16 protein-coding genes, 1 other RNA gene and 1 pseudogene are annotated in these 26,305 nt (G+C 52.2%); 7 read left to right on the top strand and 11 right to left on the bottom strand.

Annotation, left to right across the window (positions count from 1 at the left end; genetic code table 11):
• Window positions 1–55: 55 nt before the first annotated feature.
• The 3 genes from SH668x_RS16355 to SH668x_RS16345 all read right to left on the bottom strand — a co-directional run bounded on the left by SH668x_RS16355 (window position 56) and on the right by SH668x_RS16345 (window position 3,944).
• Window positions 56–1,753 (bottom strand): hypothetical protein, encoded by a 1,698-nt coding sequence (locus SH668x_RS16355; RefSeq protein WP_437186132.1) that lies wholly within the window; start codon window positions 1,751–1,753, stop codon window positions 56–58.
• Between the two features lie 256 nt (window positions 1,754–2,009).
• Window positions 2,010–2,339: a thioredoxin gene (gene trxA, locus SH668x_RS16350; RefSeq protein ID WP_437186131.1), complete on the bottom strand. Its 330-nt coding sequence runs from the start codon at window positions 2,337–2,339 to the stop codon at window positions 2,010–2,012.
• Between the two features lie 417 nt (window positions 2,340–2,756).
• Window positions 2,757–3,944, bottom strand: coding sequence for an LptF/LptG family permease (locus tag SH668x_RS16345; protein ID WP_437186130.1), 1,188 nt, complete (start codon window positions 3,942–3,944; stop codon window positions 2,757–2,759).
• A 387-nt stretch (window positions 3,945–4,331) separates the two neighbouring features.
• Here SH668x_RS16345 and SH668x_RS16340 point away from each other — a divergent pair, with 387 nt between their 5' ends.
• The 4 genes from SH668x_RS16340 to SH668x_RS16325 all read left to right on the top strand — a co-directional run bounded on the left by SH668x_RS16340 (window position 4,332) and on the right by SH668x_RS16325 (window position 8,939).
• Window positions 4,332–5,147, top strand: a complete 816-nt coding sequence (locus SH668x_RS16340) for a hypothetical protein (protein WP_437186129.1) — start codon at window positions 4,332–4,334, stop codon at window positions 5,145–5,147.
• A 128-nt stretch (window positions 5,148–5,275) separates the two neighbouring features.
• Window positions 5,276–5,887 (top strand): hypothetical protein, encoded by a 612-nt coding sequence (locus SH668x_RS16335; RefSeq protein WP_437186128.1) that lies wholly within the window; start codon window positions 5,276–5,278, stop codon window positions 5,885–5,887.
• A gap of 188 nt (window positions 5,888–6,075) precedes the next feature.
• Window positions 6,076–7,881 carry a serine/threonine protein kinase gene (locus SH668x_RS16330; protein ID WP_437186127.1) on the top strand — a complete coding sequence of 602 codons (1,806 nt, stop codon included), beginning with the start codon at window positions 6,076–6,078 and terminating at the stop codon, window positions 7,879–7,881.
• 104 nt (window positions 7,882–7,985) lie between these two features.
• Complete coding sequence (locus SH668x_RS16325; protein ID WP_437186126.1) at window positions 7,986–8,939, top strand: hypothetical protein; 954 nt, start codon at window positions 7,986–7,988, stop codon at window positions 8,937–8,939.
• 167 nt (window positions 8,940–9,106) lie between these two features.
• On the opposite strand, the gene ssrA is transcribed toward SH668x_RS16325, so the two are convergent.
• Window positions 9,107–9,465, bottom strand: a transfer-messenger RNA (tmRNA) gene (gene ssrA, locus SH668x_RS16320).
• A 237-nt stretch (window positions 9,466–9,702) separates the two neighbouring features.
• Between ssrA and uvrA the strand changes: the two are divergent.
• Window positions 9,703–13,350: pseudogene (gene uvrA, locus SH668x_RS16315) on the top strand (excinuclease ABC subunit UvrA); the annotation flags it as partial.
• Window positions 13,351–13,603: 253 nt separating this feature from the next.
• Here the strand turns inward: uvrA and SH668x_RS16310 are convergent.
• The gene (locus SH668x_RS16310) at window positions 13,604–15,181 is read right to left on the bottom strand and encodes a sialate O-acetylesterase (protein WP_437186125.1); all 1,578 of its coding nucleotides are present in this window, start codon (window positions 15,179–15,181) and stop codon (window positions 13,604–13,606) included.
• Between the two features lie 170 nt (window positions 15,182–15,351).
• Entirely contained in the window at window positions 15,352–16,389 is a 1,038-nt protein-coding gene (aroF, locus tag SH668x_RS16305) for a 3-deoxy-7-phosphoheptulonate synthase (RefSeq protein WP_437186124.1), read from the bottom strand.
• Between the two features lie 414 nt (window positions 16,390–16,803).
• Here aroF and SH668x_RS16300 point away from each other — a divergent pair, with 414 nt between their 5' ends.
• Window positions 16,804–18,165: an excinuclease ABC subunit UvrC gene (locus tag SH668x_RS16300; protein ID WP_437186123.1), complete on the top strand. Its 1,362-nt coding sequence runs from the start codon at window positions 16,804–16,806 to the stop codon at window positions 18,163–18,165.
• 5 nt (window positions 18,166–18,170) lie between these two features.
• Here the strand turns inward: SH668x_RS16300 and nth are convergent, their stop codons facing one another.
• Together nth and glnD are read right to left on the bottom strand one after the other, a co-directional pair.
• Complete coding sequence (nth, locus tag SH668x_RS16295) at window positions 18,171–18,833, bottom strand: endonuclease III (protein ID WP_437186122.1); 663 nt, start codon at window positions 18,831–18,833, stop codon at window positions 18,171–18,173.
• 109 nt (window positions 18,834–18,942) lie between these two features.
• Window positions 18,943–21,627, bottom strand: a complete 2,685-nt coding sequence (glnD, locus tag SH668x_RS16290) for a [protein-PII] uridylyltransferase (RefSeq protein WP_437186121.1) — start codon at window positions 21,625–21,627, stop codon at window positions 18,943–18,945.
• A 289-nt stretch (window positions 21,628–21,916) separates the two neighbouring features.
• On the opposite strand from glnD, the gene SH668x_RS16285 reads away from it, so the two are divergent.
• Window positions 21,917–23,188 (top strand): lactate racemase domain-containing protein, encoded by a 1,272-nt coding sequence (locus SH668x_RS16285; protein ID WP_437186120.1) that lies wholly within the window; start codon window positions 21,917–21,919, stop codon window positions 23,186–23,188.
• A 20-nt stretch (window positions 23,189–23,208) separates the two neighbouring features.
• On the opposite strand, the gene coaD is transcribed toward SH668x_RS16285, so the two are convergent.
• From coaD to SH668x_RS16270, 3 genes are all read right to left on the bottom strand, one after another.
• Window positions 23,209–23,748, bottom strand: a complete 540-nt coding sequence (gene coaD / locus SH668x_RS16280) for a pantetheine-phosphate adenylyltransferase (RefSeq protein ID WP_437186119.1) — start codon at window positions 23,746–23,748, stop codon at window positions 23,209–23,211.
• Between the two features lie 248 nt (window positions 23,749–23,996).
• Entirely contained in the window at window positions 23,997–24,881 is an 885-nt protein-coding gene (locus tag SH668x_RS16275; protein WP_437186118.1) for a ThuA domain-containing protein, read from the bottom strand.
• 92 nt (window positions 24,882–24,973) lie between these two features.
• Window positions 24,974–26,305: an MFS transporter gene (locus SH668x_RS16270; RefSeq protein WP_437186117.1), complete on the bottom strand. Its 1,332-nt coding sequence runs from the start codon at window positions 26,303–26,305 to the stop codon at window positions 24,974–24,976.

Here is a 26,305-nt window from a genome sequence, read left to right as displayed (position 1 = left end):
TGCAGGTCACCTTTCCTGCACGGCTCTTTCATTGAATTCGAAATTGGAACTGGGACTAAGCTGCGATGTTCGCAGCATTAACCGACTCCAATTGTTGAACCAGGTCGCGAATGACCTTTTCGACTTCGATGCGGTCGGCGTGCCATTGATCTCGCTCCGCTTGCCAACGAGCTTCCCGATCTGTCAGTTCGTTCAAATGATCGGTGAACTGCTTCTCCCGGTCTCGAACCCAGCGGTCACGTGATTCAATCCAGTTGGATAGCTGCAAATTCTCTTCACGCAGCTGTTTTTGCTGAGTTCCAAGTAGCGTCCGACTCTCTTCCAGTTCTGCAATCTGCCGGGAGAGAATAGAAACAACCTGTGAGAGATGACTCGCTGGAAGTTCCTCTGTTGGGTTCGAATTTGTCTCCTGAAATTCGCTGAGGAGAGATTGCAGTTGTTTCGCGATTTCCGAGACATTTTCACGCTGAACCATGAGTTGTTCAGCCTCAGATTGAAGGCGGGATTCCAACGAATGCAACCGCTCAGTCTCGCTTTGGCGGACTTCCGAAGCACGTTCCTGCTCCTGCGTCAGATTCAAGCGTTGTTCAGTGAGTTGCTGTTCAATCTCTCGTCGCTGGCGCGAGAAGAATTCCTGCTCTTCTGCTAGCGAATGCTCGCGCTGGGACAACAGTTCTCGCAGCTTTCTCATTTGACCAAGCCGAAGACGAATGGATGTCTCAACCTGGTCGATCCAGACGCGTTGTCGCTGCGCATTCCATTCCAGCTCTGAACGGTTATTGAGCAGTTCTTTTCGAGTCCGTTCCAAATGGTCTTCATGGAGCCGAAAACGTTTTTGCAGATCGATATCGCGTTGTTGAATCTCACGTTCACGCAGGTCCAGATCGGCGCTTCGACTCCGTCGATACTCCTCGAACTGCTCCTGAAGATTTCTCTTCTCTTCGCGGGAATGTTCGGCCCATTGTTGGTTGCGACGCTCTTGTTCGGAACGTTGTTCCTGAAGCTCCAATCGGATCTGTGCAATTTCGGCGAGTTCCGCTTCCCGCAGTTCCTGCATTTTTGCCCGCTCTGCTTTGACTCCTTCTGCCAAAGCTGCCTGATCGTCAGCCAGCTTTTTGCGTTCAGCTTCCATCTCGTCGTAAAACTGGGATTTCAGTTGCTCGACTTCTCCCCAGGCTCCAGCCTGTTCTGTCTCGCAAGCCTGCCGCAATTGCAGAAGTTCTGTTTGAAGCAGCGCACGCTCTTTGACGAGCGCTTGCCGAGACGCTTCTTGTTCCTTTTGGAACTCTTCACGAAGTCGATGTTGCTCTGCAGTCCACGCTTTTCGTCCCTCTTGCAACTCATTGCGGACTTGTTCCGCTTCAGCGTCCGCCGTGGCTTTCGCCTCTGCCTGATACAGACGAAATGATTCCCGCGCCAACTCGAGTTCGTTCGCACGACGGGCGAGATCGTGTTCCTGCTGCGAGATTGCGACCAGTCGCTGATCCAACGCTTTTTCGCGTTCGGCGAGAACCGATACCTGCGTTTCGATCTGACGGAATGTTTCCGACTGTTTTTCTTCAGCGAGGCGAGCAGCCCTCTTGGAGTTGACCTGTTGCTCAAAAAGTAGCTGTGCCTGATCGTTAAGTTGTTGTTCGCGTCGATCCAGCTCAGCAAGCTGAAGTTGAAGATGCGTTACAAAGCGGGCAGCTTGAGAGAGCCGATCGAGCTCAGAATCAGGTTGCAGATCACGAGTCGCAACAGAGGCCTGCATGGGGATTCCTTTCCCCTGATGGAATGCTCACCTGAAACGGCGAGTCTCTTCATCAGTTGGCATGGATTGCGTGTTTCGTCGAAGGCTTCCTTCCGTAGAAGCAACGTCACACGGACATGTCGATTCAAGGCGAGATTATCGAAGCTGGTCAATTGACCCAGAACGCACGGAGGGTGTTCATGCGAGATGAACACCCCTCGTTTTGTTCTGTGTTCGCGGACTCAGTTCAATCTGAAGCCGCAAATGTCTCTCTCAATTATCCAATGTGCTTGTCGAGAACCTGAGCAATGCGATCCTTTGGCTGCTGGCCGCGGATCATGTCGACCTGCTTTCCACCCTTGAAGACGATCAGGGTTGGAATGCTGTTGATCTGGTAGGCAATTGCTGTTTTGTGGTTGTCGTCGGTGTTCAACTTACCAATTTTGAACTTACCAGCGTATTCGTCGGCGAGAGCGTCGATTGTTGGTGTCAGCGCTTTGCATGGTCCACACCAGGGAGCCCAGAAATCGACCAATACCGGCTGATCGCTGTTGAGCACGTCTTCCTGAAATGTTGCATCACTGAAATTCTGAACGTTCCCAGCCATCACTCAATTCCTCATTGATTTGAAATAGTGTCTCAACATTCGTCGTTGAGAGTTGCAAAATTATAAGATCGCAAAATAGGTGTCAACGACCGTTATGAACGCAAATTCACCATAACTCGTTTGCCTTGAATGTGTTGCAATGTTTATCGGTCTGTTGGACACTTTTATTTTCAACCCGGAGCGGCGACTTTCACCGTTTCTATCCGTATTGCACGGGCTCCCTGCCAATAAGATCGCATTGTTTTGACTCCCATGCCATCACTTCATCATGCATTTTTTTAAATGCAGGGAATCTGCGACCCTCTTCGCTTGAATTGGCCCCTGTCTCAGGGGAGTGTGGCGGCGAATGGTGGCAAAAACTCAGTCAAACGCTGCGCTTATCGCCGCGCGAAACGCCGCACTCTCACGAGCGTCGCTCTAGTAACGGATGACTTTCCGCATCACGACCCACGCAGCGACCGCGAGCAGAGCATTGGCAATCCACATTGCGAGTTCCGGCGGAATGGCCCCTTTCTTCGCCTGCGTCGTGATCCCCAGAAGCAATGGGTAGTAGCAACAGACGATCGGGATAAAGCACAACAGGAAGCTTGTCAGATACTGACTCTTTCCGAATCGCATCGAAAACGGAGCGCCCAGCAAGACGAAAAAGAAGCAGCTGCACGCCATCGCGTATCGATTGTGGATTTCGGTATTCAATTTGAACGACCGACTCCGTTCCTTATTGATTCCGATCACGCGTTTTTCACAGCTGTCCGCCAACCCTGCGAAATCAGCTGTGTTCAAGAAGAAACAGGCTTCGATTGCCGTCAGCTGACGTTCGCGCTCACGTTGATCCTTAATACTCGACAGCTCCGACTGAATCGACGTGATAGGCATGTCTCTCGGGCTTTTTCGCCCTTTTTCACTGTCCCAGCGAATCGTCTCGGTCTTCTCAGAAAGACGTCCGCGAGCCTGTCCAGGGATGTCGATCCACGCGTTCTTAGCACGGATCGATAATGTCTGGCCAGCTGCATCAAGATCGATCTGTGCTTCTTCAGCCTGAAGCGTGCAGATTTTCTGACCTTTCGTGTACCTGAATGTCGGACGGATCAGCACATTTCCTTCTACATCGTCGACGGTCACCAAAAGCCCATCATGCTTTCGATCGCTGAAATGATGTTCCGTCCGCAACTGTTCGAGAAAGATATCCTCCATGAACGAGACGATGTGCTGTTCGATTTTCGTCATCGACCAAGGAATCACCTGATCCGTGAGGAACAGGGCGCCGACACTGAGAACGGCACCCAGCACCAAAGCCGGCCACATCAGCGAGAATGGGTGAATCCCCGCGGCTTTTGCAGCCACGACTTCCTGATCTCCCGTAATACGCCCGTAAACGACACTCACAGTCAGCAGAAGGGCGGCTGGAATGGTGAACGGCAACATACTGGGGATGACGTATGGAATAATCGTCAGCGCCTGGCCGGGATCGAGGCCACTCTGGGTCGCCTGCTGAAACACCCCCACAAAAACCAGCAGCGCAGTCATGCAGAAGAGGACAAACGCAAATACGCGAAAGACCTCTCCGAAGAGATAGCGTTGAAGGATCGGTAGTTTAGGGAGCATTGGAATGCTGCGAGCTTCGCATGCGGAATGCGAACTGATTCAAAGGGGCAAAATTCAAGCGGGAGTTATGCAACAACTCGGAAAAAGCGTCAAGACGGGTCTACGACGCGCCCCCTCAACTCGTCACTCTGGCGCTGTCGACAGAATCATTCACAACACGATACAGAATAAGAACTAACAACAATTGTGATGCCACTCCCACAACGTGTTGAGACCGATGAGTCGCCCTCCACAGAAGCTCAGTTCCAACAACAAATCCGAAAAATTCCCAAAAAATCGGACTCGCGTTTTCAATATTTCGCGCGACCAAGCGAATCAACAGACATCACCACCTCTTCTGTCGGAGAGGCCTGATTGAAATGTTGCGAGACGCCTGGAGGGGAAATCATGCTTCGCAAGTTGATTATTGGAGCGGCAATCGCCGCAACTATCGGAGGTGTTGTCATTGGACGCGACTTCTGCAGCTACGCACGAACAGGAGTAAAAACTGCTCGTGATCACCTGCGAAAAGAAGTTCCGCTGGAATTTGAAATCGAAAGAGCACGTCACGAAGTAGAACGGCTCATTCCAGAAGTGCGACGTTCAGTCCATTTGATCGCAACAGAGCAGGTTGAAGTTGCTCAATTGACCAAGTCGATCGCGACTCGTGAAAAGGCGCTCGCTACTCAGCAGGATGCGATTTTGGCGATGAAGAATGACCTGAAGAGCCAGGATCTTCAGTACGTCTACGCGGGACACAAGTACTCCCGGAATGATGTGGAGAAGGACCTTTCTGAACGATTTAACCGTTTCAAAATCGCTGAAGACACCGTCAAACGAGAACAGCAAGTCCTTGCAGCAAAGGAAAAAGCACTCGCAGCCAATCGTGAAACCCTCGAAGGAATGCTCAACCAGAAGAAGAATCTGGAAGCAGAACTTGAACGGCTGGATGCTCGCATGCGTACGATCGCTGCCCGCAAGCAGATCCACGGAATCGAAATCGACGATTCTCAGCTGACACGCGTCAAAGGATTGATCGCGAATATCGAAAAACGCCTTGATGTTGAGGACGCTGTTCTCGCTTCAGAAGGTGATCTGAATGGGCTCATTCCGGTTGAACAGGCTCAGGAAGAAGAGCTTGGCGATATCGCTGCTCAGATCGACGAGTACTTCGGGACAAATGAAGTGACTCAAATGGCGCAGAAATCAGATCCGACTGAATAGTTTCCAGTTCGCTTGAAGAGAAGTTCATTCACAATGAGGATGGGGGGCGTGACTGCACGCCGATCGCGACGACCGCGAATCGCGATGACGCCCTCTGAACTTCTTCTTCAGTGAACCAGAAGTTGATCATGATGCCCCAGGAAGATCCGACAGCGATTCAGCTCAGAGAAACTCCAGCGTGCCGACTTTGGATTGATGGAGTCGGCTGCTGGTTACTGTGGGGCGGTAGTGAACTCCTCTTCGGCAACGCAAATCGCGCGGCCGAAGAGGAATTTCGATATCGGATCATGGGAGCACTCGCTGCAGAACATGGACGCTGGAAGCGTCGGGATGGAGCAGATTGGTTCGAGCCGATTGGAGAAGTGTCCCTGAATGAAGCTCCCATGCGAGGTGAGACCCAGTTACGATCGAACGACTGCATCAGGTTGGGTTCGGATGTCGACCTGACCATCAAAGTTCCAAGTCCACTCTCTGACACCAGTACGATTACCGTTCAATCGTCACATCGAAACCCGGACAGTCTCAGCGGAGTGGTTCTGTTCAATGGCCTGTGCCTATTGGGCCCCGATACGAAGTGTCATATTCAATGCAGCTCCTTTTCCGAGAGGATCCTGTTCTACGAGTCGAAGGGAGTTTTGATGTGGAAAAGCGAATCAGAAGGCTCGAGGCCACGTTCAATCGCGCACGGTGACGTTATTGAAACGGATTCAGGGTGTATTCGGGTGGAACTGCTGTCATAGCGGGCACTCAGGGATTTTGACCTTTCAGCTCTCTTTGAAAATCAGATCCCCATGCCAGATTCAAGATGAAATGTTGAGCCGGATCGAGGAAAATCACGTTGCTCTGTAAAGCTCGCTCTGAAGTGACCATGATTCAGACTTGCTATGAAGTCGACGAGCAGTGACAGGCATTCAGGCAGAAAACACAAATGAAATTCACCTTTCAACCCGATGCACGACCTCTCGCTGGATATACGCTGAAACGAGCGATCCATCGGGGCGGGTTCGGTGAAGTGTACTATGCCCTCTCCGATGGAGGGCGTGAAGTGGCACTGAAGCTCCTGCAAAATAATGTTGATGTCGAGCTGCGCGGGGTGCAGCAATGCCTCAACCTGACACATCCAAATCTGGTCACCATCTTCGACATCCGGAGTGATGACGAAGGAGATCATTGGATTGTCATGGAGTATGTTCCTGGGGAGACGCTGGAATCCCAGATTCGCAAACACCCGACAGGAATGCCTCTCGAACTGGTTCGGCGGTGGCTCCCGGGGATGGTTGCAGGGATGGAGTTTCTGCACCGCAGCGGACTGGTCCACCGCGACCTGAAACCGGCGAACATCTTTATTGATCAGGATCAGGTAAAAATCGGTGACGTCGGGCTGTCAAAGTTCATCACCCCGTCCCGACAAAGTGCACACACCCAAAGTGTCGGAACTGTCTATTACATGGCTCCGGAAGTCGCGAAGGGCCGCTACGGCCTGGAAGTCGACATCTACGCGATGGGAGTGATTGTTTACGAGATGCTGACTGGGTTACTCCCGTTCGATGGAGAATCGACTGGTGAGATTCTGATGAAACATCTCACAGAAAAACCAGACCTCAACAAGCTCCCTCCTCGTTTGCAGCCTGTCGTTGCGAAAGCCCTTGAAAAAGAGCCTTCTCGTCGATTCACATCGATGAAGAGCTTTCTCGATGCCTTTAACGCTGCGGTCATCGGAAAAGCCGAGGCAAAATCAGCAAAAGCGGAAACGTCGGGCCAGGACAAACGGCTTCCTCCAGCAGTCAAAGTGAAGAACTCATCTTGCAGCAAGCGACCTGCTGCGCCCAAGCAGAAGGGACCATGCAGCTTCGGTACAGGGGAGAAGGGAGATTCTCTCCCAATGCCGATCTTCTTCGTCATTCTCATTACCTGTATTGTGATTTCACGTCGGTATCATGATTCTGGACCCGTCTGGTTGGCGATCCCATTGGCAGCTGTGACCTGGCCAATTTGGGCAAAATTGTCTCGGCAGAGAGCGGAGTCGAATCGACTCGCTACACAGGGATCCTTGACCATTCCAACTGTTGTTCCTGAGAACCCAGGCGTCAATTGGCGGAAACGGGCTTCAGGCTTTTTCACCTCTTGCCTGATTGTCGTTCCGATTGCCGGGCTCTTCACATTGATTCCACTTTCGTTCTACCGGGAGATGTTTGAAGTCGATGCGGGGTACGGCGCTGATGCAGGTGTCGTCGTCACATTTCTGGCCACGACAATTGTCGCGTGTTGGAGTGCACTCGCAGTCCCGGCATTTCTGCGGCAAGTCAATCAAAAGCGTCCTTCTCGCTGGAACTATCTCTTTCCTGCGGTGCTGACAGCGTTGACCGCGTCTGGCGTTTCGAAATTTCTCGCAACGAAGCTCCCTGTGAATGATCTGAATCGACCAAGAGCGATCATCAATTCGCTCGGCGATCAGCCCTTTATCACTGCATCCGAGGGGGTGACTCCAGCAGGTTTCGCCGTCTTTTTCTCATTGTTGTTCCTGCTTAGAAACTGGAACAAGGTGATGAGTCCATTCCGTGAAAGCAGATTCTCATTCTTTTCAGTGGCGGGAACAGCACTGGTGGCGGTGGTTGCAACAAGGTTTTTCCAATTTCCAATCGAATGGGCACTCGCCTGGAGTGTTATCGTCACTTGCACACTGCAATTGGCGAGTCCGTGGAGTGGAACGAATCGCAATGCGATTCGACATTAGGATCAGTTGTTCTCGTATTGGGTCATAACACGCAGGAGTGTCGTGCGGCACTGCAACCTCCTGCGGAAGGGCCTCTTTTTGACGCTTAATGGGAAACATCAGCAATGGTCGTAACAACGTTCAGCATTCTGGCAGTGCTATTGATGTTTCTCGTCTTCCTTCTCGTTGTGATTGGGCTGACCGTTGTTGCTCTGGCAGCATCAGGGTCTTCAGTTAAAAAGCCTGCGATGGTCGTCGGTTCAGCACTGATTTTTTTGTTAGTGGGGGGGAGTATTGCATCGTTCGCTTTCGTCATCCTACGAGAAAGATCTGTTTCAAGAGTCACGCAGCACGCGACTGTCATTCCAGATGCGATTGAATATGGAAGTTCGTACTCTCACTCCGAAATTCCATTAATAGCAGAGAAAATAGTTGACCGACCGGTCGCCCCCATTGAGAGGGGCAACATCGCAATAAACGACAATGCTGATGCTGAGGAATTACAGGAGCCACAGCCAGTTGAATCGGGAAGTGCGGAGCCAGATCAGTCTCGGGTCAAAGTCATTGAAGTCAACTACGACGAAGGAGAGGTCACACGGACTGTTGAAGGCATTGCTTCCGATACATCCCTATTTCCATTATGGACTTCGGAAAACTCTTCGATTCCCTCGTTACACACCCCTTCCTTTATTCTTCATTCGGGTCGTTATGCCACGATTCACGAAGCGCAGCATGACCTGGAATCTCAACTGCGAAAGCATATTGCGGATCTCTTTCCTCATCTCAAACCTCACGAAGTTCGCCTTCCCAAGACACAGGAATTAATGGCTCGCGAACACTTCCTTGATCGTCTTTGCATTGTGCAATCAAAGATGCAGGTCGGTGAATTCGAAGAGAATATTTATCAGGTCATGTGGAAGGGAAGCGTTCCAAAGCACTTTCTGGAACAAGTCGAGAGAACCTTCGTCCGAAAAGAACGGAGAGGGAAAGTGTTCGTTGTCGCTGGAGCACTTGGCTTGGCGACCGTCATCATGGGGATCGGCGCGATGCTCACGAGAGAACGTCGTGTTCATGCTTGACCACGCGAAGTGTCTTGAAAGCCCACTTCATCTGATCCTGATCGCATCGTCTGAAGTGGAGCGCCCCGAGTATCTCGAATCCGCTTCAGAGAAATGAGCATTCGATCATTTCAACGTGTTCAAAAAACAACAAGGCTCATCAACTGATTTGTTGACGAGCCTTGTTGGTATGGAGACGGCGGGAATTGAACCCGCGTCCTGTGAGCCCTGGAATGTGGCTTCTACGTGCGTAGACCTCTGTTTACTCTCCTCGCTCCCCTTGCGACAAAGGACCAGCCCGCAGGGAGACAGGCCACCACGAATCTCGTTTCAGGCGTAGCGACCGTTGACCTGAAACCAGTCTGATTTTGTAACCGGACTCTGGGCTCCTCAGACGGGGATCCCTCATCAGGGGCTACCTAATTAGGCAACCATTGCGAACTGCTTGTTTGCAGTTAGTTTTTGATCAGCTTTTTACGTGGCCAACTGATCAACCACGACACGCGACCAGCACCCCGCGGAGAACCAGTCGAATCCGATCGCCCCCGGTGCACTTTCGTACTCCCCAATCGTAGCATCAACCCCTGTCACGTCAATGCTTTCGATTTCGGTGACTGTCTGAAGTGTGTTCAATGCTTCAGTAAAATGATTTACTTGGTTCAGACGGGGGCGTAAGACGGGAAGCTCTCTCCGGAACTGGACAAATGGCCATTCGATCTATTCCAAACACCGTTCGAATGCGCCTATAATTCCGTTCATTATTCCTCCAGTGAAACGGATTTCCATGCCAGCAGCTGATATCGTGATCCGCGGCGCTCGCGAGCATAACCTTCGCAACGTCGATCTGACGCTCCCCCGCAATCAACTCATCTGTATGACGGGGGTGAGTGGTTCCGGAAAAAGCTCGCTGGCATTCGACACTCTGTACGCAGAAGGCCAGCGACGCTACGTCGAATCGCTGTCGACCTATGCCCGACAGTTCCTCGGGCAGATGCCGAAGCCGGACGTCGACACCATTTCCGGCCTTGCTCCGTCCATTTCGATTCAACAGAAAGTCACATCAAAAAACCCGCGCAGCACCGTCGGAACGATCACTGAGATCTACGATTACCTGCGGGTTCTTTTTGCCCGTGTCGGTCAGGGGCAGTGCGTCAAATGTCAGAAGACGATCACAGCGCAGTCCACTGACCAGATTCTGGAAAGCATTTTATCACTTCCAGAGGGGACAAAATTTCAGATTCTCGCCCCGTTGATCAAGAACCAGAAGGGCGAATTCCGCGATCTGTTTGAAGACCTTCTGAAGCAGGGATTCGTTCGGGCGCGTGTCGATGGAGAGATCGTCAACTTGGGCGATGACCTCGGGTTGAAGAAACACTTCAAGCATACGATCGAAGTGTTGATTGATCGGCTTGTCGCAGGCAAGGGAATTCGGAGCCGACTCGCAGACGCGATCGAGACAGCGACCACGCTGGCCGAAGGGCGATTGATTCTCCTGACAGCGGGAGAAACACCCGAGGAACGGCTGTACTCTTCAAAATACGCCTGCCCGGATTGTGGCATCAGCTACGATCCCCCATCTCCTCAGCTGTTCAGCTTCAACAGCCCACTTGGAATGTGTCGCGATTGTACCGGTCTCGGAATGCGACACGACTTCATTCTTGATCGGCTCATTCAAAACCCAGAATCGTCAATCGCAAAAGGGGCGATTGAACTCATTCCTTCGATATCGAAAGTCGGACGATGGAAGCGGCACATTTACCACGGGGTCGCTGCGTCGATTGAAAACGATCTCGGAATGAAAGAAGGGGAACTGTTCAAGACCCCTTGGGAAAATCTCCCCGAAGCGGCGTGTCAGCAGTTCTTGCGAGGGACCGGGGACCGTCATATTACGTATTCCTGGCGACATTCCGGCGGCGTGTGGAAACATGGTGGAACCTGGAATGGCTATTTTTCAGAGCTGCTGGACGACTACCTAAAGGGGAAAAACCCCATGCGTCGGAAGCAGCTGGAGAAGTACATGGAAGTCGTTCCGTGTACCAGTTGCCATGGAGCCCGACTGAATCCACAAGCGAGAAACGTCCGCATCACGTCGAGGAACAAAGAGGTCGCAGCCCGGCAACTCTCTCTGCCGGAGGTCTGTCGTCTCGCGGTCGACAATGCTGTGCAGTTTTTTCAGGAACTCGAACTTTCGGCGACATCTCAACTCATCGCTGAGGAGGCTCTCAAAGAGATTCGCGGGCGCCTGAGCTTTTTGAAGAAGTGTGGCCTGGGATATTTGGCTCTCGATCGATCCGCTCCGACACTTTCCGGGGGTGAATCGCAGCGAATTCGTCTGGCAGGTCAAATTGGTTCGGGACTGACGGGAGTTCTTTACATTCTGGACGAACCGTCGATCGGTCTCCATCCACGCGACAACGACATGCTTCTGGAAAGCCTTCTCAATCTTCGTGATCAGGGGAATACCGTCATCGTTGTTGAACACGATGAAGACACGATGCGGGCGGCGGATCATCTCGTCGATTTCGGTCCCGGTCCCGGTGTTCGAGGGGGCGAAGTTGTCGCTGAAGGCTCGGCCGACGAGATCATGAAGAGCGAAAGGAGCGTGACAGGCGCCTATCTTTCCGGGCGAACTGTCATTGAAGTTCCGAAGGAACGACGAAAGTCGACAGAAAATAAGATTCGCATCACTGGAGCAACCCACCATAACCTGAAGAACGTGAGCGTCGACTTCCCTCTGGGGATGTTTATTTGCGTCACCGGCGTGAGTGGATCCGGGAAAAGCTCACTTTGCAATGACATTCTTTGGGAAGTGCTGAACCGTGACGTCAATAAAGGGAAAGGGACGCCGGGGACTCACAAGAAGGTGACAGGGTTGGAGCTGATCGACAAAGCGATCGACATTGACCAGTCGCCAATCGGGAGAACACCGCGCTCGAATCCTGCGACCTATGTGAAGTTGTTCGACGAAATTCGCACACTTTACACACAGCTTCCACAAGCCAAAATTCGCGGTTATACGCCGGGTCGGTTCAGCTTCAACGTGGAAGGGGGACGCTGCGAAGCGTGCGAAGGAAACGGGGCGACGAAGCTCGAAATGGATTTCCTCGCGGATATCTGGGTCCCCTGTACTCTCTGCAATGGCAAGCGTTTCAATCATGAGACGTTAGAAGTGAAGTACCGCGACAAATCTGTTGCTGATGTACTCGACATGGATGTTCAGGAAGCACTTGAGCATTTCAAGAACCATCCCAAAATTCACCGAATGTTGCAGACTCTGCACGATGTCGGGCTCGACTACATGAAGCTGGGACAGGCTTCCCCGACTGTCTCTGGAGGGGAAGCCCAGCGTATTAAACTGGCTCGCGAACTGGGAAAGAGATCGACAGGAAAAACACTCTACCTCCTCGATGAACCGACGACAGGTCTGCACTTCGAAGACGTTCGCAAGCTGATTGAAGTACTCCACGGGTTCGTCAATGACGGAAACACTGTCCTGGTGGTGGAGCATAATCTGGACGTGATCAAAACTGCTGACTGGCTGATCGATCTTGGCCCGGAAGGAGGCGAGGGGGGAGGACGAATTCTCATCGAAGGGACCCCGGAAGAGGTCGCTCAGTGCAAAGAAAGCCACACCGGGAAGGCACTGGCACCAATTCTTTTTCCACAGAAAAAAGCTGCTCCAAAGAAGAATTCCAATGCCGCGGTGAGACAGGTTTCGCAAGAGAACATCGTCATTCGTGGAGCGTCACAGCACAACCTTCAATCTGTGAACGTCACCGTTCCTCGCGACAAAATGAGCGTTTTCTGTGGGCCGAGCGGGTCCGGAAAGACCTCACTCGCGATGGACACGCTGTATGCTGAGGGGCAGCGTCGCTATGTGGAATCGCTCTCCGCGTATGCCCGTCAGTTTCTGGGACAAATGCCGAAGCCCCGACTGGAGCACATTTCCGGACTGTCACCGTCAATCGCGATCGAGCAAAAAACCGTCGGTGCGACTCCTCGTTCAACGGTCGGAACGGTCACTGAGATTTACGATTATCTAAGAGTCCTCTTTGCGCGACTCGGGCAGATGTACTGTCCAGACTGTCAGCAACCGGTGACGCGACAAACGACAGACCAGATCATCGAGCGTGTACAGGGACTCGAGGTCGGAACAAAGCTCTACATTGCTGCTCCGATTCATGTGGACGTTGGACAGAGTTACGAAAAACTCTGGGACAAGCTGGGAACACAGGGGTTCCTGAGAGTCCGCATCAATGGGACGACATACACGCTGGAAGATGTCCCCAAGATTGACCACAAGCGTGAGCATCTCGTCGAAGCGATTATCGACCGGGTGAAAGTCGACCCGGAAAGTCGCGGACGTGTGGCAGACTCCGTCGAAACCGCTTTGGAAGTTGGGAACGGGGTCGTTCATCTCGTCTTTGTCGATTCATCCGTCGCGGAGCCGAAATGGCGAGTCGATACGTTGAGTCTGCGTTACTCCTGCTCAAACTGTCAGGGATGATTCCGAGCGAAAGCCGCACCAAACGAAAGATGCCCCAGAGAAACTCTGGAGCATCGATTTTGTGAATCGGCGATCGCCTAGAGCGGCTCTCACGAGAGTGTGGCGTTCCGGCAGCGATAAACGCAGCGTTTGAACGAGTTTTTGCCACCATTCGCCGCCATACACACCTGAGACAGGGCTAGTCGACTCGGACGTTGTCGGCGGTCACCCCCATCCAATCATCAGACCGGAATGGATGTGCCGGAAGATACGTTTCGTTGTACAAGTTTCCTTGAGGGTTTTCCGCCCAGTTGTACCGGACCGCTACTGGCTTCTCGATGCCGGATGCGGTCAGTTCGACTGTATTCTCCGAGACGATCTTCGCTTCTGCCCAGACAAACTTCTTATCTTCGCCCGCTACAGCGAAGCCTTGAAGCGGTTCTCCGTACCAGGTGATCAGCTTCGGACCGTAGGTATTGAACTTCACGGTCACTTTGCCATCTTCAAACGTGGCACTTTCGTAAGTGGGGCCTTTTCGGACGACTCCTGAGATCTTGAATGCATCGTTGAGAGCTAGGCGAGCGAGTCGTTTACCGACGGTCTGTTTGTCTTTCGGGTGAATATCTTTCGCTGCTCCAGCGTCCGTGATACAAACGGAATCAACATTCGGAAGAGCTTTGTTCGTGAGTTGCTGCGCCTCACGGAGTTCTCCCCATGCACTCTCTTTAGGTTGCGGTGAGACAGCCTGAAAGTTGGCAAGTTCTACCTGATAGAAGTAGAAGTCTCCCTGTCCCCAGGCGTCGCGCCAACTTTGGATCGCCGCCGGCATCAATTCACGATATTGATATGCTCGTCCGGCATTTGACTCTCCCTGATACCAGATTGCGCCGCGAATCGCGTAGGGAGCAAGCGGATGAATCATTGCGTTGTACAAGGTACTTGGATGGTGTTCCGACCAGCGGGTGTTGCCCGGGTGACCAGGGCGTGCCGGGAGGTCCGTCCCATCAGCCCGCGCCTTCTTCAGGGCTGCTTGCCATGCATTCCATTTCTCTTCGTAGGCTTTCGTCGCTTCCTGATTTTCAGGCTTGGCGATGATGTTGTTCCACGAATCCTGAATCGGCTGCAGGTTCGGCTTTACAGCCATCATCTCAGGGCTCGTCCAGGCTTCTGCACGGGTTCCGCCCCATGAAGAATTGATCAGGCCGATCGGAACTCCTGTCGAAATGTGCAATTGCCGACCGAAGAAGTAGCCAACCCCTGAAAAATGCCCGACGGTCTCAGGAGAGCAGACCTTCCATAAAGAATTCACATCATCCTGTGGAGTGTCAGCTGTTGTCAGTGGAACGCTGAACAGGCGAATGTTCGGGTAATTCGCAGCCAGTCTCTCAAGGTCGGGGTCATCCGATTGATTGACACTCCACCCCATATTGGATTGACCACTGCAGATCCAGACTTCTCCGACCAACACATCGTCGAATGTCAGGGTATTTTCCCCTGTGATCGTAAGAGTCCCTGGTTCTCCGAGTGCGAGCGGCGCCAGGCTGACTTTCCATTTTCCTTGGTCGTCAGCTTTTGCGGAGACCGATTGATCACGGAAAGTCACCGTGACTTGCTCGCCCGGCTCAGCCCATCCCCAGACAGGGGCAGCGATGTCCCGTTGGAGGACCATCCCATTCGAAAAGAGAGCCGGCGTCCGCACCTTTGCGAAGGCGGACACCGGTGTCATGGTCACTAATGCGGCTGCTACGAGCATCCAACTCACAAAACTACGCTTCATGTTTCCCCCTTGGTGGCAGGTTAAAGAAGTGAATCGAGTGAGCGAAGACGCTCGTTCCAAATTGTCAACTCTAGCGCCTACCTCACCTCATGAGGGGTGGCGACGAGCAGTGGAAGACAGCGATGTCCTGTCGTGGCTCCCGTCGCAACAATTCCCTCTGAAGTCAGATATTAGGCCTTCGATCCTGCAACCGGGATGTTCTTCCCGAGAAGTGTCGCGATTGAACTCATCTGCTTGAAGAGTTCATCGTACTGCTTCGGCAACAGAGCCTGAGGACCATCGCTCATCGATTTTTCAGGGCAGCTATGTACTTCGATGTGAACACCGTCAGCACCGGCAGCAACAGCGGCCAGTGACATTGCTGGAATCAAATCCGGACGGCCGGTCGCATGGCTCGGATCGACGATAATCGGCAGATGCGAGAGGCCTTTGACGTTTGGAACAGCAGCCATATCGAGCAGGTTGCGTGTCGATGAATCGAAGCTGCGAACACCACGCTCACAGAGAATGACTTCCTTGTTGCCGTTAGCAAGAATGTACTCGGCGGACATCAGGAGGTCCTGAACGCTGGCACTCATTCCACGCTTGAGCAATACCGGATGGCGAGTCTGCCCCACTTCTGAAAGCAGATTGAAGTTCTGCATGTTTCTCGCACCGATCTGGAACATGTCGGTGTAGCGATCGACAAGTTCGACCTGCCGTGGGTCCATGACTTCGGTGACGATCGGCATTTGGAGTTCATCGCCGATGGCGCGAAGAATTTTGAGGCCTTCTTCGCCAAGTCCTTGGAAACTGTATGGGCTTGTTCGTGGTTTGAAGGCTCCTCCACGCAGGACGTTTGCACCGGACGCTTTGACTGCGGTTGCGATTTCTCGCAGAATCTCTTCGCCTTCGATCGCACAAGGACCGGCGATCATAATGAGATTTCCACCACCGACTTTGACGCCATGGCCCAGATCAAATACGGAATCCTGATCGTGGAATTCCCGGCTGGCTAGTTTAAATGGTTTCAAAATCGACATAACCTCTTCGACACCAGGAATCGCTCGCAGTGGAGCGTTCCGCAATTGATCTTCTTCACCGATCACGCCGATCAGTGTTCGCTTCACTCCGCGACTCAGTTCATAGCGAAAACCCATTGACTCCAGCTGGGTATAAATATGCTGAAGTTGTTCTTCGGTGAAGTTGGGCTTCAATACGATAATCACGATAAACCTCTTGGAGTGACATCTTGAATTTAAGTCTGGCATGGCAGCAGTATTTCCACGATGGAACTACAGGCGGGCGTCGCCAGGAGTGGAGATTGTAGCTCGCACAACGCAGTCAATCGACTCTCGATGAGAGAATTGTTGCATTCAGAAATGCACTTACGGCAAAATAGTCAGACAAACCGTAACCGCATTCTGCAAAAGAAGATACGGATTTAAGGGGAAGTGCCGACTGAAGGGCCGCAAAGAAAATAAAGTGGATTCTTCCCCCAAATTTCGTGCAAGGGTGAGATAGAAATGGCATGGCGATCAGCGAACTTGTATTCGGCTCGCGGAACTGCTGCTTACGGGAATTTCCTGTCTCCCCCCAATTTCATAGTGCCAGATTTCGCCCTTGAGTCCTAAAATACACGCATGAACGAAGGATCGCAGCAACCAGAATTGACCCCTGTCGAGGCAGAGCCCGCAGGCCCTCAGGTGATCCCCTCGGAAAAGGTCAAAACTTTTCCGCGATCTCCCGGTGTGTACTTAATGAAGGACAAGCTGGGTCGGGTGATTTACATCGGCAAGGCGGTCAATTTACGAAGTCGAGCGGGAAGCTATTTTCTGGCGGCCTCCCTCGTCGACCGAAGAACCTGCGACTTGATCCCGGAGATCGCTGATCTCGACTACATTTCCACTGATTCCGAAGTGGACGCCATCCTGCTCGAATCGAGACTGATCAAAGATATCCAGCCTCGATTCAACTCTGAGCTCAAAGACGACAAGACGTTCCCGTACTTACAGATCACGACACGCGAGGACTTTCCCCGTGTCGAATTCACCCGAAAGCCGCTCTCCAAAGGGGTGAAGCTCTACGGGCCATTCACGTCCGCCAAGAAATTGCGTGGGTTGATCAACGTCTTGCAGAAGGTGTTCAAGTTTCGCAATTGCAGCCTGAACATCGATTCCGACGACGAGAAATGGCGCTGGTTCCGTCCGTGTCTATTGGCGAGTATCAACCAGTGTACCGCTCCCTGCAATTTGAGAATCACCAAAGAGGAATATCGGGAGAACATCCGCAAACTTCGATTGTTTCTGGACGGCAAAAAGGAATCTCTGATCAAAGAGATGCATGCCGAAATGCAACAGGCTGCCCAAGAACGCAAGTTCGAAAAAGCAGCACGAATAAGGGATGAAATCAAAGCTCTGGACGCCCTGAAAACCAAAGGGAATCTGAACGACCACGTCCAGCCTGAAGTCTTTCAGATCGACCCACGTAAAGGTCTTGTCGGTTTGAAGAAGATCTTCGGTCTTGAAAAAGTACCGCGTGTAATCGAAGGGATGGATATCGCTCATCTGCAAGGGGGCGAAACTGTGGCGAGCATGGTGCAATTCATCGACGGTTTGCCGTTCAAGCATGGTTATAAGCGATTCAAAATTCGCACCGTGGAGGGAGTCGACGATTTTGCCTCCATGCGGGAAGTTGTCAGCCGCAGGTTGCGTCGTCTGAGTCAGGAAGGAGAAGCGTTTCCGGACGTCCTGTTGATTGACGGTGGCAAGGGCCAACTCAACGCTGCTTTGGCGGCGATGAAAGCGATCGGTGTCACACCACCGTTCACGATTTCTTTAGCGAAGCGAGAGGAAGAAGTGTATGTCCCCGGGGAAGATGCACCGCGTCGACTGGGACGTCATTCCTACGCCTTACGGTTACTGCAATATGTGCGCGACGAAGCACATCGATTCGCACAGTCCTACCACCACACACTCCGCCGCAAATCGACCTTCGGTGAGTAACTCGATTATGACTTAAGCAGAGGCAGTCCGACACGCGGGCAGAGCTTTAATAGCGGGCATTCGACGCATTTTGGACGACGGGCAATGCAGGTTTTTCGTCCATGCAGAATGATCTGATGCGAGAACGCGATCCATGCTGGCTTTGGGAGCAGCATCATCAGCTCTCGCTCAATGATTTCTGGATTCTGACTGGTGGTAAGTCCGAGAAGATTCGTAATCCGTTTGACATGAGTGTCAACGACGATCCCTGACGCAATACCGAACGCAACCCCCAATACCACGTTTGCCGTCTTCCTTCCAACTCCCGGAAGCGTTGTCAGTTCATCGATGGTCCGCGGCAACTCGCCGTTGAAGTCGCTCACCAGCTTTTGAGCCATTCCGACAATGTTGTTTGCCTTCGCTCTAAAAAAGCCCGTGGATTGAATCAGTTCTTCAACTCGGGAAAGGTCCGCAACGGCAAGACGCTGAGGAGTCGGAAACTCTTCAAAGAGAGCAGGCGTGACCATGTTCACCCGGGCGTCCGTACACTGTGCTGAAAGGATCGTCGCCACAGTCAGTTCGTACGGGTTGCGATGAACCAGTGCACATTCCGGGGACGGAAACTCTTTGTCGAGCTTCGCAACGACTTTCTTGGCTCGCAGCTTTTTGATTTCGGGAGTGTCAGACATGGATGGAAGCGACTGAAGACTCATACAGAAAAGGAGAACGGCAAATCACTACACAATCAGCTTCAATGTCTCTCGCTGCCAGAACGCGAAACGACCATGAAATTCAACGCTAAGACACCATCGCCTCGATCGAGTTCTTTTCCTCGAATTCCTGAAGGACCTGTTCAAGCCGCTCTTTGACTTCAACAATTCGCTCCCGGGTCTGAATCTTATTATGGTCGGCCTCCATGACGTAGAAGACGTCCAAAACCTGATCGAAATGGGTCGCAATTTTTGCCATATCGATCGAAAGGTTCAGCTCAAAGAGGGTCTTTGAGAGAAGGTAAAGCAACCCTGTTCGGTCGTGCGAAAAAACATCGATGATCGTCCTGTTTGCAGAGGATTCGTTGTCGATCTGCACGCGGCTTTTCAGGTTGGAAACCGCTCCCTTGGGTCCGATCCCGCCGTATCGACGCTTGCGTTTAAAGAGCGACTCGACATCCATCGTCCCACGTAACACGTTCCTGAATGTCTCCGCAATTTCGTTGAATCGATGCTGAGGTGGCTCATCGCTGTAGTCGGGATCGATGACGAGATAACTGTCGACAACGACTCCCTCGGATGTGGTATTGATGTCAGCTGACAAAATCTGCATATGATGCGATGCGAGCACTCCGCACATCTTATGAAAGCAACCCGACGTCGCCAGCGGGTTCTTCGTGATGATGCGGTATTCGGTGGTGCCGGTCTCTTCGCGCCAAGTCGTCAGCACCTCAATCGCAGTGGGTGAAAGTCCGTCAATCACTTTCAGGTCACTGGCGATCTGCGAAGCTGGCGTCGTTGTTAAGTAATATGTTGAGTAACCGCTGAGCTGTTTCGCCACCCAGTTCGTGATGTCCTGATCCGGAGTATCCGCCTGCAGTATCTCAGTGACAGCATCATGGACTGCTTGAATGCGAATCGCTGCGTGGAACGAATACCTCTGACCGCTCAACATGACCAGGCAGCGGTCGAAGAGTTCAGCGAGCAACTCCGCCTTCCACTGTGTCCAGGTTCCCGGGCCGACAGAAGTGACGTCTGCCGCGGTCAGCACATACAGCATTTGTAGCGTGTCTGGCTTTCCGATTTCACGGCTAAAGTTGAGCAACAACGACTCGTCAGTGATGTCGCGACGCCATGCGAGATCAGCCATTTCCAGATGCTTGCGGACCAGTAACGCCAACTGCTCAGTCTTCTGATCCGGAAGAAACAAACGGTTTGCAATGCGGACGGCAATCTCTTCGCCAACGATGCAGTGATCCCGCTTAAATCCCTTTCCGAGATCGTGCAGAAGGACAGCCAGATGCAAGAGTGCTTTGTTGCTGATCGCTCGATAGGCATTCCCGACCGGCCCATCATCGAGTTCGAAGGAGACCACGGTCTCGACAGCACGCAGCGAGTGCTCTTCGACTGTGAAGTGATGGTATTGATTGAACTGAAGCAGACTGCGGATATGCGTCACATCCGGGATGACGATATCCAGCAAGCGGGTTGTGAACATGCTGCGAATCACGGGGCCCAGCGTCTGCGTGCAGGAAAAAATCTCCATGAAGAGATTGGCGCTTTCCTCCGAGACCTGCTTATTCAGTTTCGGAACAGCAGCCTGAATTGCCTCCGTCACATTCGGGGCCAGCGGCACTCCATAGATTGCAGCGGCCCGATAAATCCGAAGCATCCACTCCAGTGAACTGCATGCCAACGGGAGATGACGTTCTGCTATGGTAATCTCGTCAGGTCCGACGAAAAGAATTTCGTCTGCACGATGTCCGGTGACCCAGGCTCGAATCCAATCGAAAAACGATCGTGGTCTCTGTCTGTACACGAACCGTCGAGTGATCGCCAGAAGGGCGGAACTGTGCAGGAAGAATTCCTGCATGAATCGCTCTACGGAACGCTGCTCGGCAGTATCTCGAACACCCCGGGCATCAGCGATTCGTAATTGCTCATCCCGAGTGAGCCGATCTTGAGCCTTCCCTGCTTGCAGATGGAGATCAATCCGGAGTCGAGTCAGAAACTCCCATGAATCCTTGAGCTGTTGAGCATCAGACTTGCTGAGTGCTCCCTGCAGTACCAGTGAATCAATGTCTTTGATGCCGAAACGGGCGTACGCGATCCAGCGGAGCAAATGCAGGTCTCGAAGTCCTCCCGCGCTCGATTTAATGTCCGGTTCAAGCTCCTGAGTCGGCGGCCCGTTCTCGGGAGCCCCGGCCGTTCGGGCCAGAATGCAGTCGTCGATGAATTGTCGAACACGTGACGTAATGACCTTCTGCCGGAACTGCTTCGTGAGTTTCTCATATAACTCGCGATCCCCCCAAAGATACCGGGCTTCGATTAAAGCCGTGGCAATCTGAGGATCTTTCAATGAGAGAGAGAGACACTCTGGAATTGCGCGAAATGAATGCCCGAGTTGTAACCCGGAATCCCAGCAGGTCTGCATGAACCTCTGGGCGAATTTCTCGAACTGAACACTCTTTTCTTTTTGGTGGAGAAACAACAAGTCCACATCGGAATACGGAGCGAGTTCTCCCCGGCCAGTCCCTCCGATAGCGATAATCGCCCCCTGAGCGAAAATGACATCGCGATCGTCAGGAAACTCTTTGAGAGTCTCTTCGATGAGAGTGAACAACATGCGGTCAGTTGCATCGCATGTTTCGGTGGCGATGCGCAGCCCCGATTCCCCGGCGAGAAAGAGTTGTTTTGCCTGCTCTCGAACGGCTGCAATCATCCGTTTGCGGCGAGTAATCTCAGAGAGTGAAGCAGATTGGTGATCTGACATTTCGAGCGACGGCATGAGGCGCAAGGAAAAAGCGGATTGTGTCTGACAATTTGAAATAAGTCCAACCAAAATCAGAATTTATTGCACTCGAACGGCCCGATAGCTTAGGAGTCCACGTCTCCTGAAGAAGTGAATCGCAGAACAGGAATGTGCAAATCACCGAATCTGACCGGGATCTGTATCTCTTCGAAGGTTAATGATTGCTGACAGAACAGAAAAATAGCCGCTGATTCATGTTCATGGTTGAGCAATTTACTTAAATTGACGCCTATTTCTTCGGAGAATCGCGATGCCATTACCCCAAATGTACCGAATTCGCCAGAAATTCGATCCGACTAAAGTGGCGGACGTCTCACTGGAGACAGTCAAAACTTTGAGCCGTCTGAATCTGGAGAGCAAAGTTCGCCCCGGGCAGACCGTCGCGATCACCGTGGGGAGCCGCGGAATTCATCGAATCCCCGAGATCGTGAAGGCCATAGTCGATGTGGTGAAACAACTGGGGGCAACTCCATTCATCGTTCCTGCGATGGGCAGCCATGGGGGAGCGACAGCAGAAGGGCAAACCCGAGTTCTCGAAAGTCTCGGGGTGACACCTGACGCTGTGGGAGCGGAAATTCGCTCGTCGATGGAAACCGTTATCGTCGCCACAACCGAGCAGGGACTGCCAGTCCACTTCGACAAACATGCTTTCGGTGCTGATCATGTTCTCGTGGCAGGGAGAATCAAGCCGCACACCTTGTTCACCGGAGAAATCGAATCCGGATTGCACAAGATGATGCTGATTGGACTCGGAAAACATGCTGGGGCGTTGCTCTACCATCGCGCAATTTCCAGCTATTCCTTCGCAACGATCATTCATTCGGTAGCAGCGCAGCTGATCGAGAAGTGTCGAATTCTCGCGGGCGTTGCAATCGTCGAGAACTCGTTCGACGAAACGGCTCACATCGAAGCAATCCTTCCGGAAAACTTTTATGAACGCGAAAAGGAGCTCTTCAAGAAAGCTCAGGGTCTCTTGCCAATGCTCCCGTTCCCTGAAGCGGACCTTTTGATTGTTGACAAAATCGGGAAGAACATCAGCGGCTCAGGAATGGACACCAACGTCATCGGCAGAAAGTACAACGATCACGTCGCGATGCCCGGAGATCGTGCGAACTGCAAACGGATCATGGTTCGAGGTCTCACTTCCGAAACAAATGGCAATGCGGCTGGAATCGGGATTGCAGAGTTTACGACTCAGTCAGTCGTCGATCAGATCGATTTCGAGTACACTCGCATTAACTGCATCACATCATCGCATGTGCCCGCTGGAATGATCCCATTGATCTATCCTAACGACAACGATGCGATCGAAGATGCACTCAAGACGGTCGGCATGGTCGAGCCGGAAGATGCCCGAGTTATGCAGATCGCGGACACCATGCATCTCGAGCAGGTCTTAGTCAGCGACGCTTATTTAAGAGATGGTGTCCAGCACCCGCATGAAGTTCTGGAAGGGCCATTCCCCATGCAATTTGACGAAAAGGGCTTCCTGCGAGACGTGTACCCCAGTTTTCACAACTGATTCTCAACCTCGCAGCCTCGTTACTTCTCATCTCTGAGTTTCTGGTTCCGCTCTTCCACTTTTTTCATCAGCGGAGCGATCACACTTCGAGGAACGAATTTTTCCAGCTGCGAATGGGTCGTCTCTTTCCCCATGAACGCAATTTGCTTAATCAGCGTGCTGGAGATGTGAGAGAACTTTTCGGCTGCCATGAGGAACACCGTTTCGAGGTGAGGTGCCATCATGTGATTGGCCAGCGCCATCGTGAATTCTGCTTCAATATCCGAGACTGTCCGGACGCCTCGAATCATCACAGTCGCCCCGTGGCTGTCAGCGAAGTCGACAGTCAGCCCGGAGAAGTGGTCGATGATCACGTTTGGCACATCAACAAGCGATGCTCGCATCGACTCTTCACGTTCGGCCGCTGAGAATAGCGGCTTCTTGTCTGGATTAATCCCCACGCCGACGACGACCTTGTCGAAGAGCTGAGCTCCACGACGCACGATATCTTCGTGCCCCAAGGTGAATGGGTCGAAACTACCCGCGTAAATCGCGATTCGTTCTTGCTTTTTTTCAGACATTTCAGATGAGTTCAGAGCCGAAAATGGAACCGATTGATGATTGCACCGCTTCAATTTAACGTTCCGGTTCCGTTGCCCCAATGGTCAAAATGAATTCTCAAATCGGAATCGTTGGAAATGATCGCGGATGTGGAGGCGTACGGCCGACCCTCCGCAAAAAACAAGGGAAGAAGATCTTCTCTTCCTCCCTTGTTCGATCTCTGTCTCCCCGAGCTAGACGGGGAGGCGTCTCTCTTCGTCCAGACGCACTATTTTCCAGCTTCCTGAAAATTGCCGGCTTTAAAATCGGCCTGAGCTTTCGTTTCCTGAGCCGCTGACAACTCCGGATTCGGTGTGGCGTCAATTTCAATGTCTCCTCGAATCCACTTCACAGCGTTCTCGATAGATTCCATGTAATCTGCCCGAGTCCAGGTTGTTTCATTGTGGCCGAGGTTATTGCAGTAAACTTTTCCGTCCCCGTAGTTCTTGATCCAGCAGACCGGAACGTGGAAGCCGTGCGATGTGTTAATTGCATTTCCGATCGGACTGTTGGCATAGTCGAGGCTCATGAGCACGCGCACTTTTTTGGGCTGCCAGTTGCGGTACATATAGATCTCTTCTTTGAGCTTCAACTCTGGGCCAAACGAGTTGGTCAGCGGATTTTCAACGTCGTGATTGGCAATTGTGACATCGTTTCCGGAGTTCCAAGGGTGAGAAATGAAGACCCCGCCGATCATGTCCCAGTATGGCTCGTAGTTGTGAAATGTATCCATCGCAGAATGGAAACCCAGGACACCGTGTCCTTTTTGAGGGAGCCATTCTTTGAAGAAATACTCTTTATCCTCTTCCGAAATGGGAAGATCGCCAGTTGTGTAGAAAGCAACGATGTCGTAGTTCTGCAGATTTTCTTTAGTGAAGTCAGCAGCACAATCTTGTGTGCAATGAACTTCGAACAGCCCTGTCTTTTCACCAAGCTGCGTGAGAGCAATTTCCGCTGGAGCGAGCTTGTCCGCCGGACGAGAAACAGAGCCGTGCTTAAATCCGACACTTTGTGTCACAAACAGGATCTTGGACTTCGCATCCGCTCCCTGCATTTGTGAAACGGGCATGAAGAAAGCGACAGCCAATGCCATCAGTAGCATGCGTGGAATCATTGAAATTTCCCTTGACGGTATGAAGTCTGGCGGGTCAGTGGTCTGAGTCTGAGGAACACCTCGAACCATGGTAGGAAACTCGTCCAAAAATTTCAGTTCATCTGATCATCGCTTTCCGGTCGAGGCTGCTTGATACCGAACAGCCATATTGGAGCAGTGAGTCGTCCGAGCCAGGAAACGAAGAAGATCAACAGGTACGGAGCGACCTGAACCTCGCCCGGCGACGCATTTTTGACGATCATGGAGTCGAACCAGAAGCCCCCCAACAATCCCGCGAGTCCAGCGATCAGTCCGGAGATTTGCTCGTAAAGTGCGAAATGCGTTCGATTGTGTTGTCGTGGTGAGAGCTTGAAGCACAGGCTGTGACCACAGACATTCAGCATGCCGAAGCCGCCCCAAAGAATGTAAGCCCCAGTCACCAACCACCAGTGCTCAGGCGTTGAGAACATCCAGAGCAGCATCGCAAAACTGACGACCACCATGCTCCACTGCATCCCCCGTCGATCCTGATAGGCATCACAGACCTGACTGGCCTGCCAAGCTGTAGGGAGCTGGACGAAAATCATCAGGCTTTGCAAAAGGGCGTAGGTCAGCAGTGAAAGGTGGAGATAGCCGACAGCGAACTTAAACAGGATCGCTTGCGTGAGCCCCTGAAAAAAAGCCAGCCACCACCGGGAAACCAGGAGATACAGAAACGATGCGGAGAAACGCATACCTTTTGTGACCGCTATCGGCTCGAGTATTGCTTTACGGGGTGCGTGATGCTGGACTGACAGGAGCGGAATAATAGAACTCAGGGTGAGGATCCCTCCCAGCAGAAACAATGCACCGTAACTCCACCGTTCCACTTCTTTGGGGAGCCCTTTTAACGCCTGTTGGCGCAGGAACAGCATCAGCAGTGGAAAACCAATGGCAGCGAAGTGACTGGCAATCTGACGTCTCGAAAACAGCTCTCCCCAACGAGCTTGAGGGACCAGGTCGCTGAGCCAAGACATCAGGTTGATGTACGAAATCCCCTGACAGAGATACCACACTACGGTACAGCCAAGCACAAACAATAGCGGTTCAAGTTGCATTGCACGCTCGGTCGCTGACCCTTGGATTGGCCAGAGGAGTGCGATCGGAATGAACATCGCAACGAGACGGGCGAGAATCAGAAATACGATCCAGTTCCGTTTTCGATTATGAAAGTTGGACTGAAAAGTTCTTCCAGCCAGCAGACTCATCGACTGGGACAGTTCTGGCGTAATCATGAGTAAAGCCAGAAACATTGCGGATGGGGCGAACTGCGAAACGAAATAATAGAAGATTGCCCCGACAGTCAGCGAATTTCCTGACGTGAAAAGAAATTGACTGAGCATCACCCGCTGGAGGACATGCTTATCATCAGGTTGAATTTCGAAAGTCGTTTCACCGCGACTCAA

The organism is Planctomicrobium mucosum (assembly GCF_051466335.1).
Taxonomy (GTDB): domain Bacteria; phylum Planctomycetota; class Planctomycetia; order Planctomycetales; family Planctomycetaceae; genus Planctomicrobium.
This window is presented reverse-complemented; position numbering and strand designations above follow the sequence as displayed.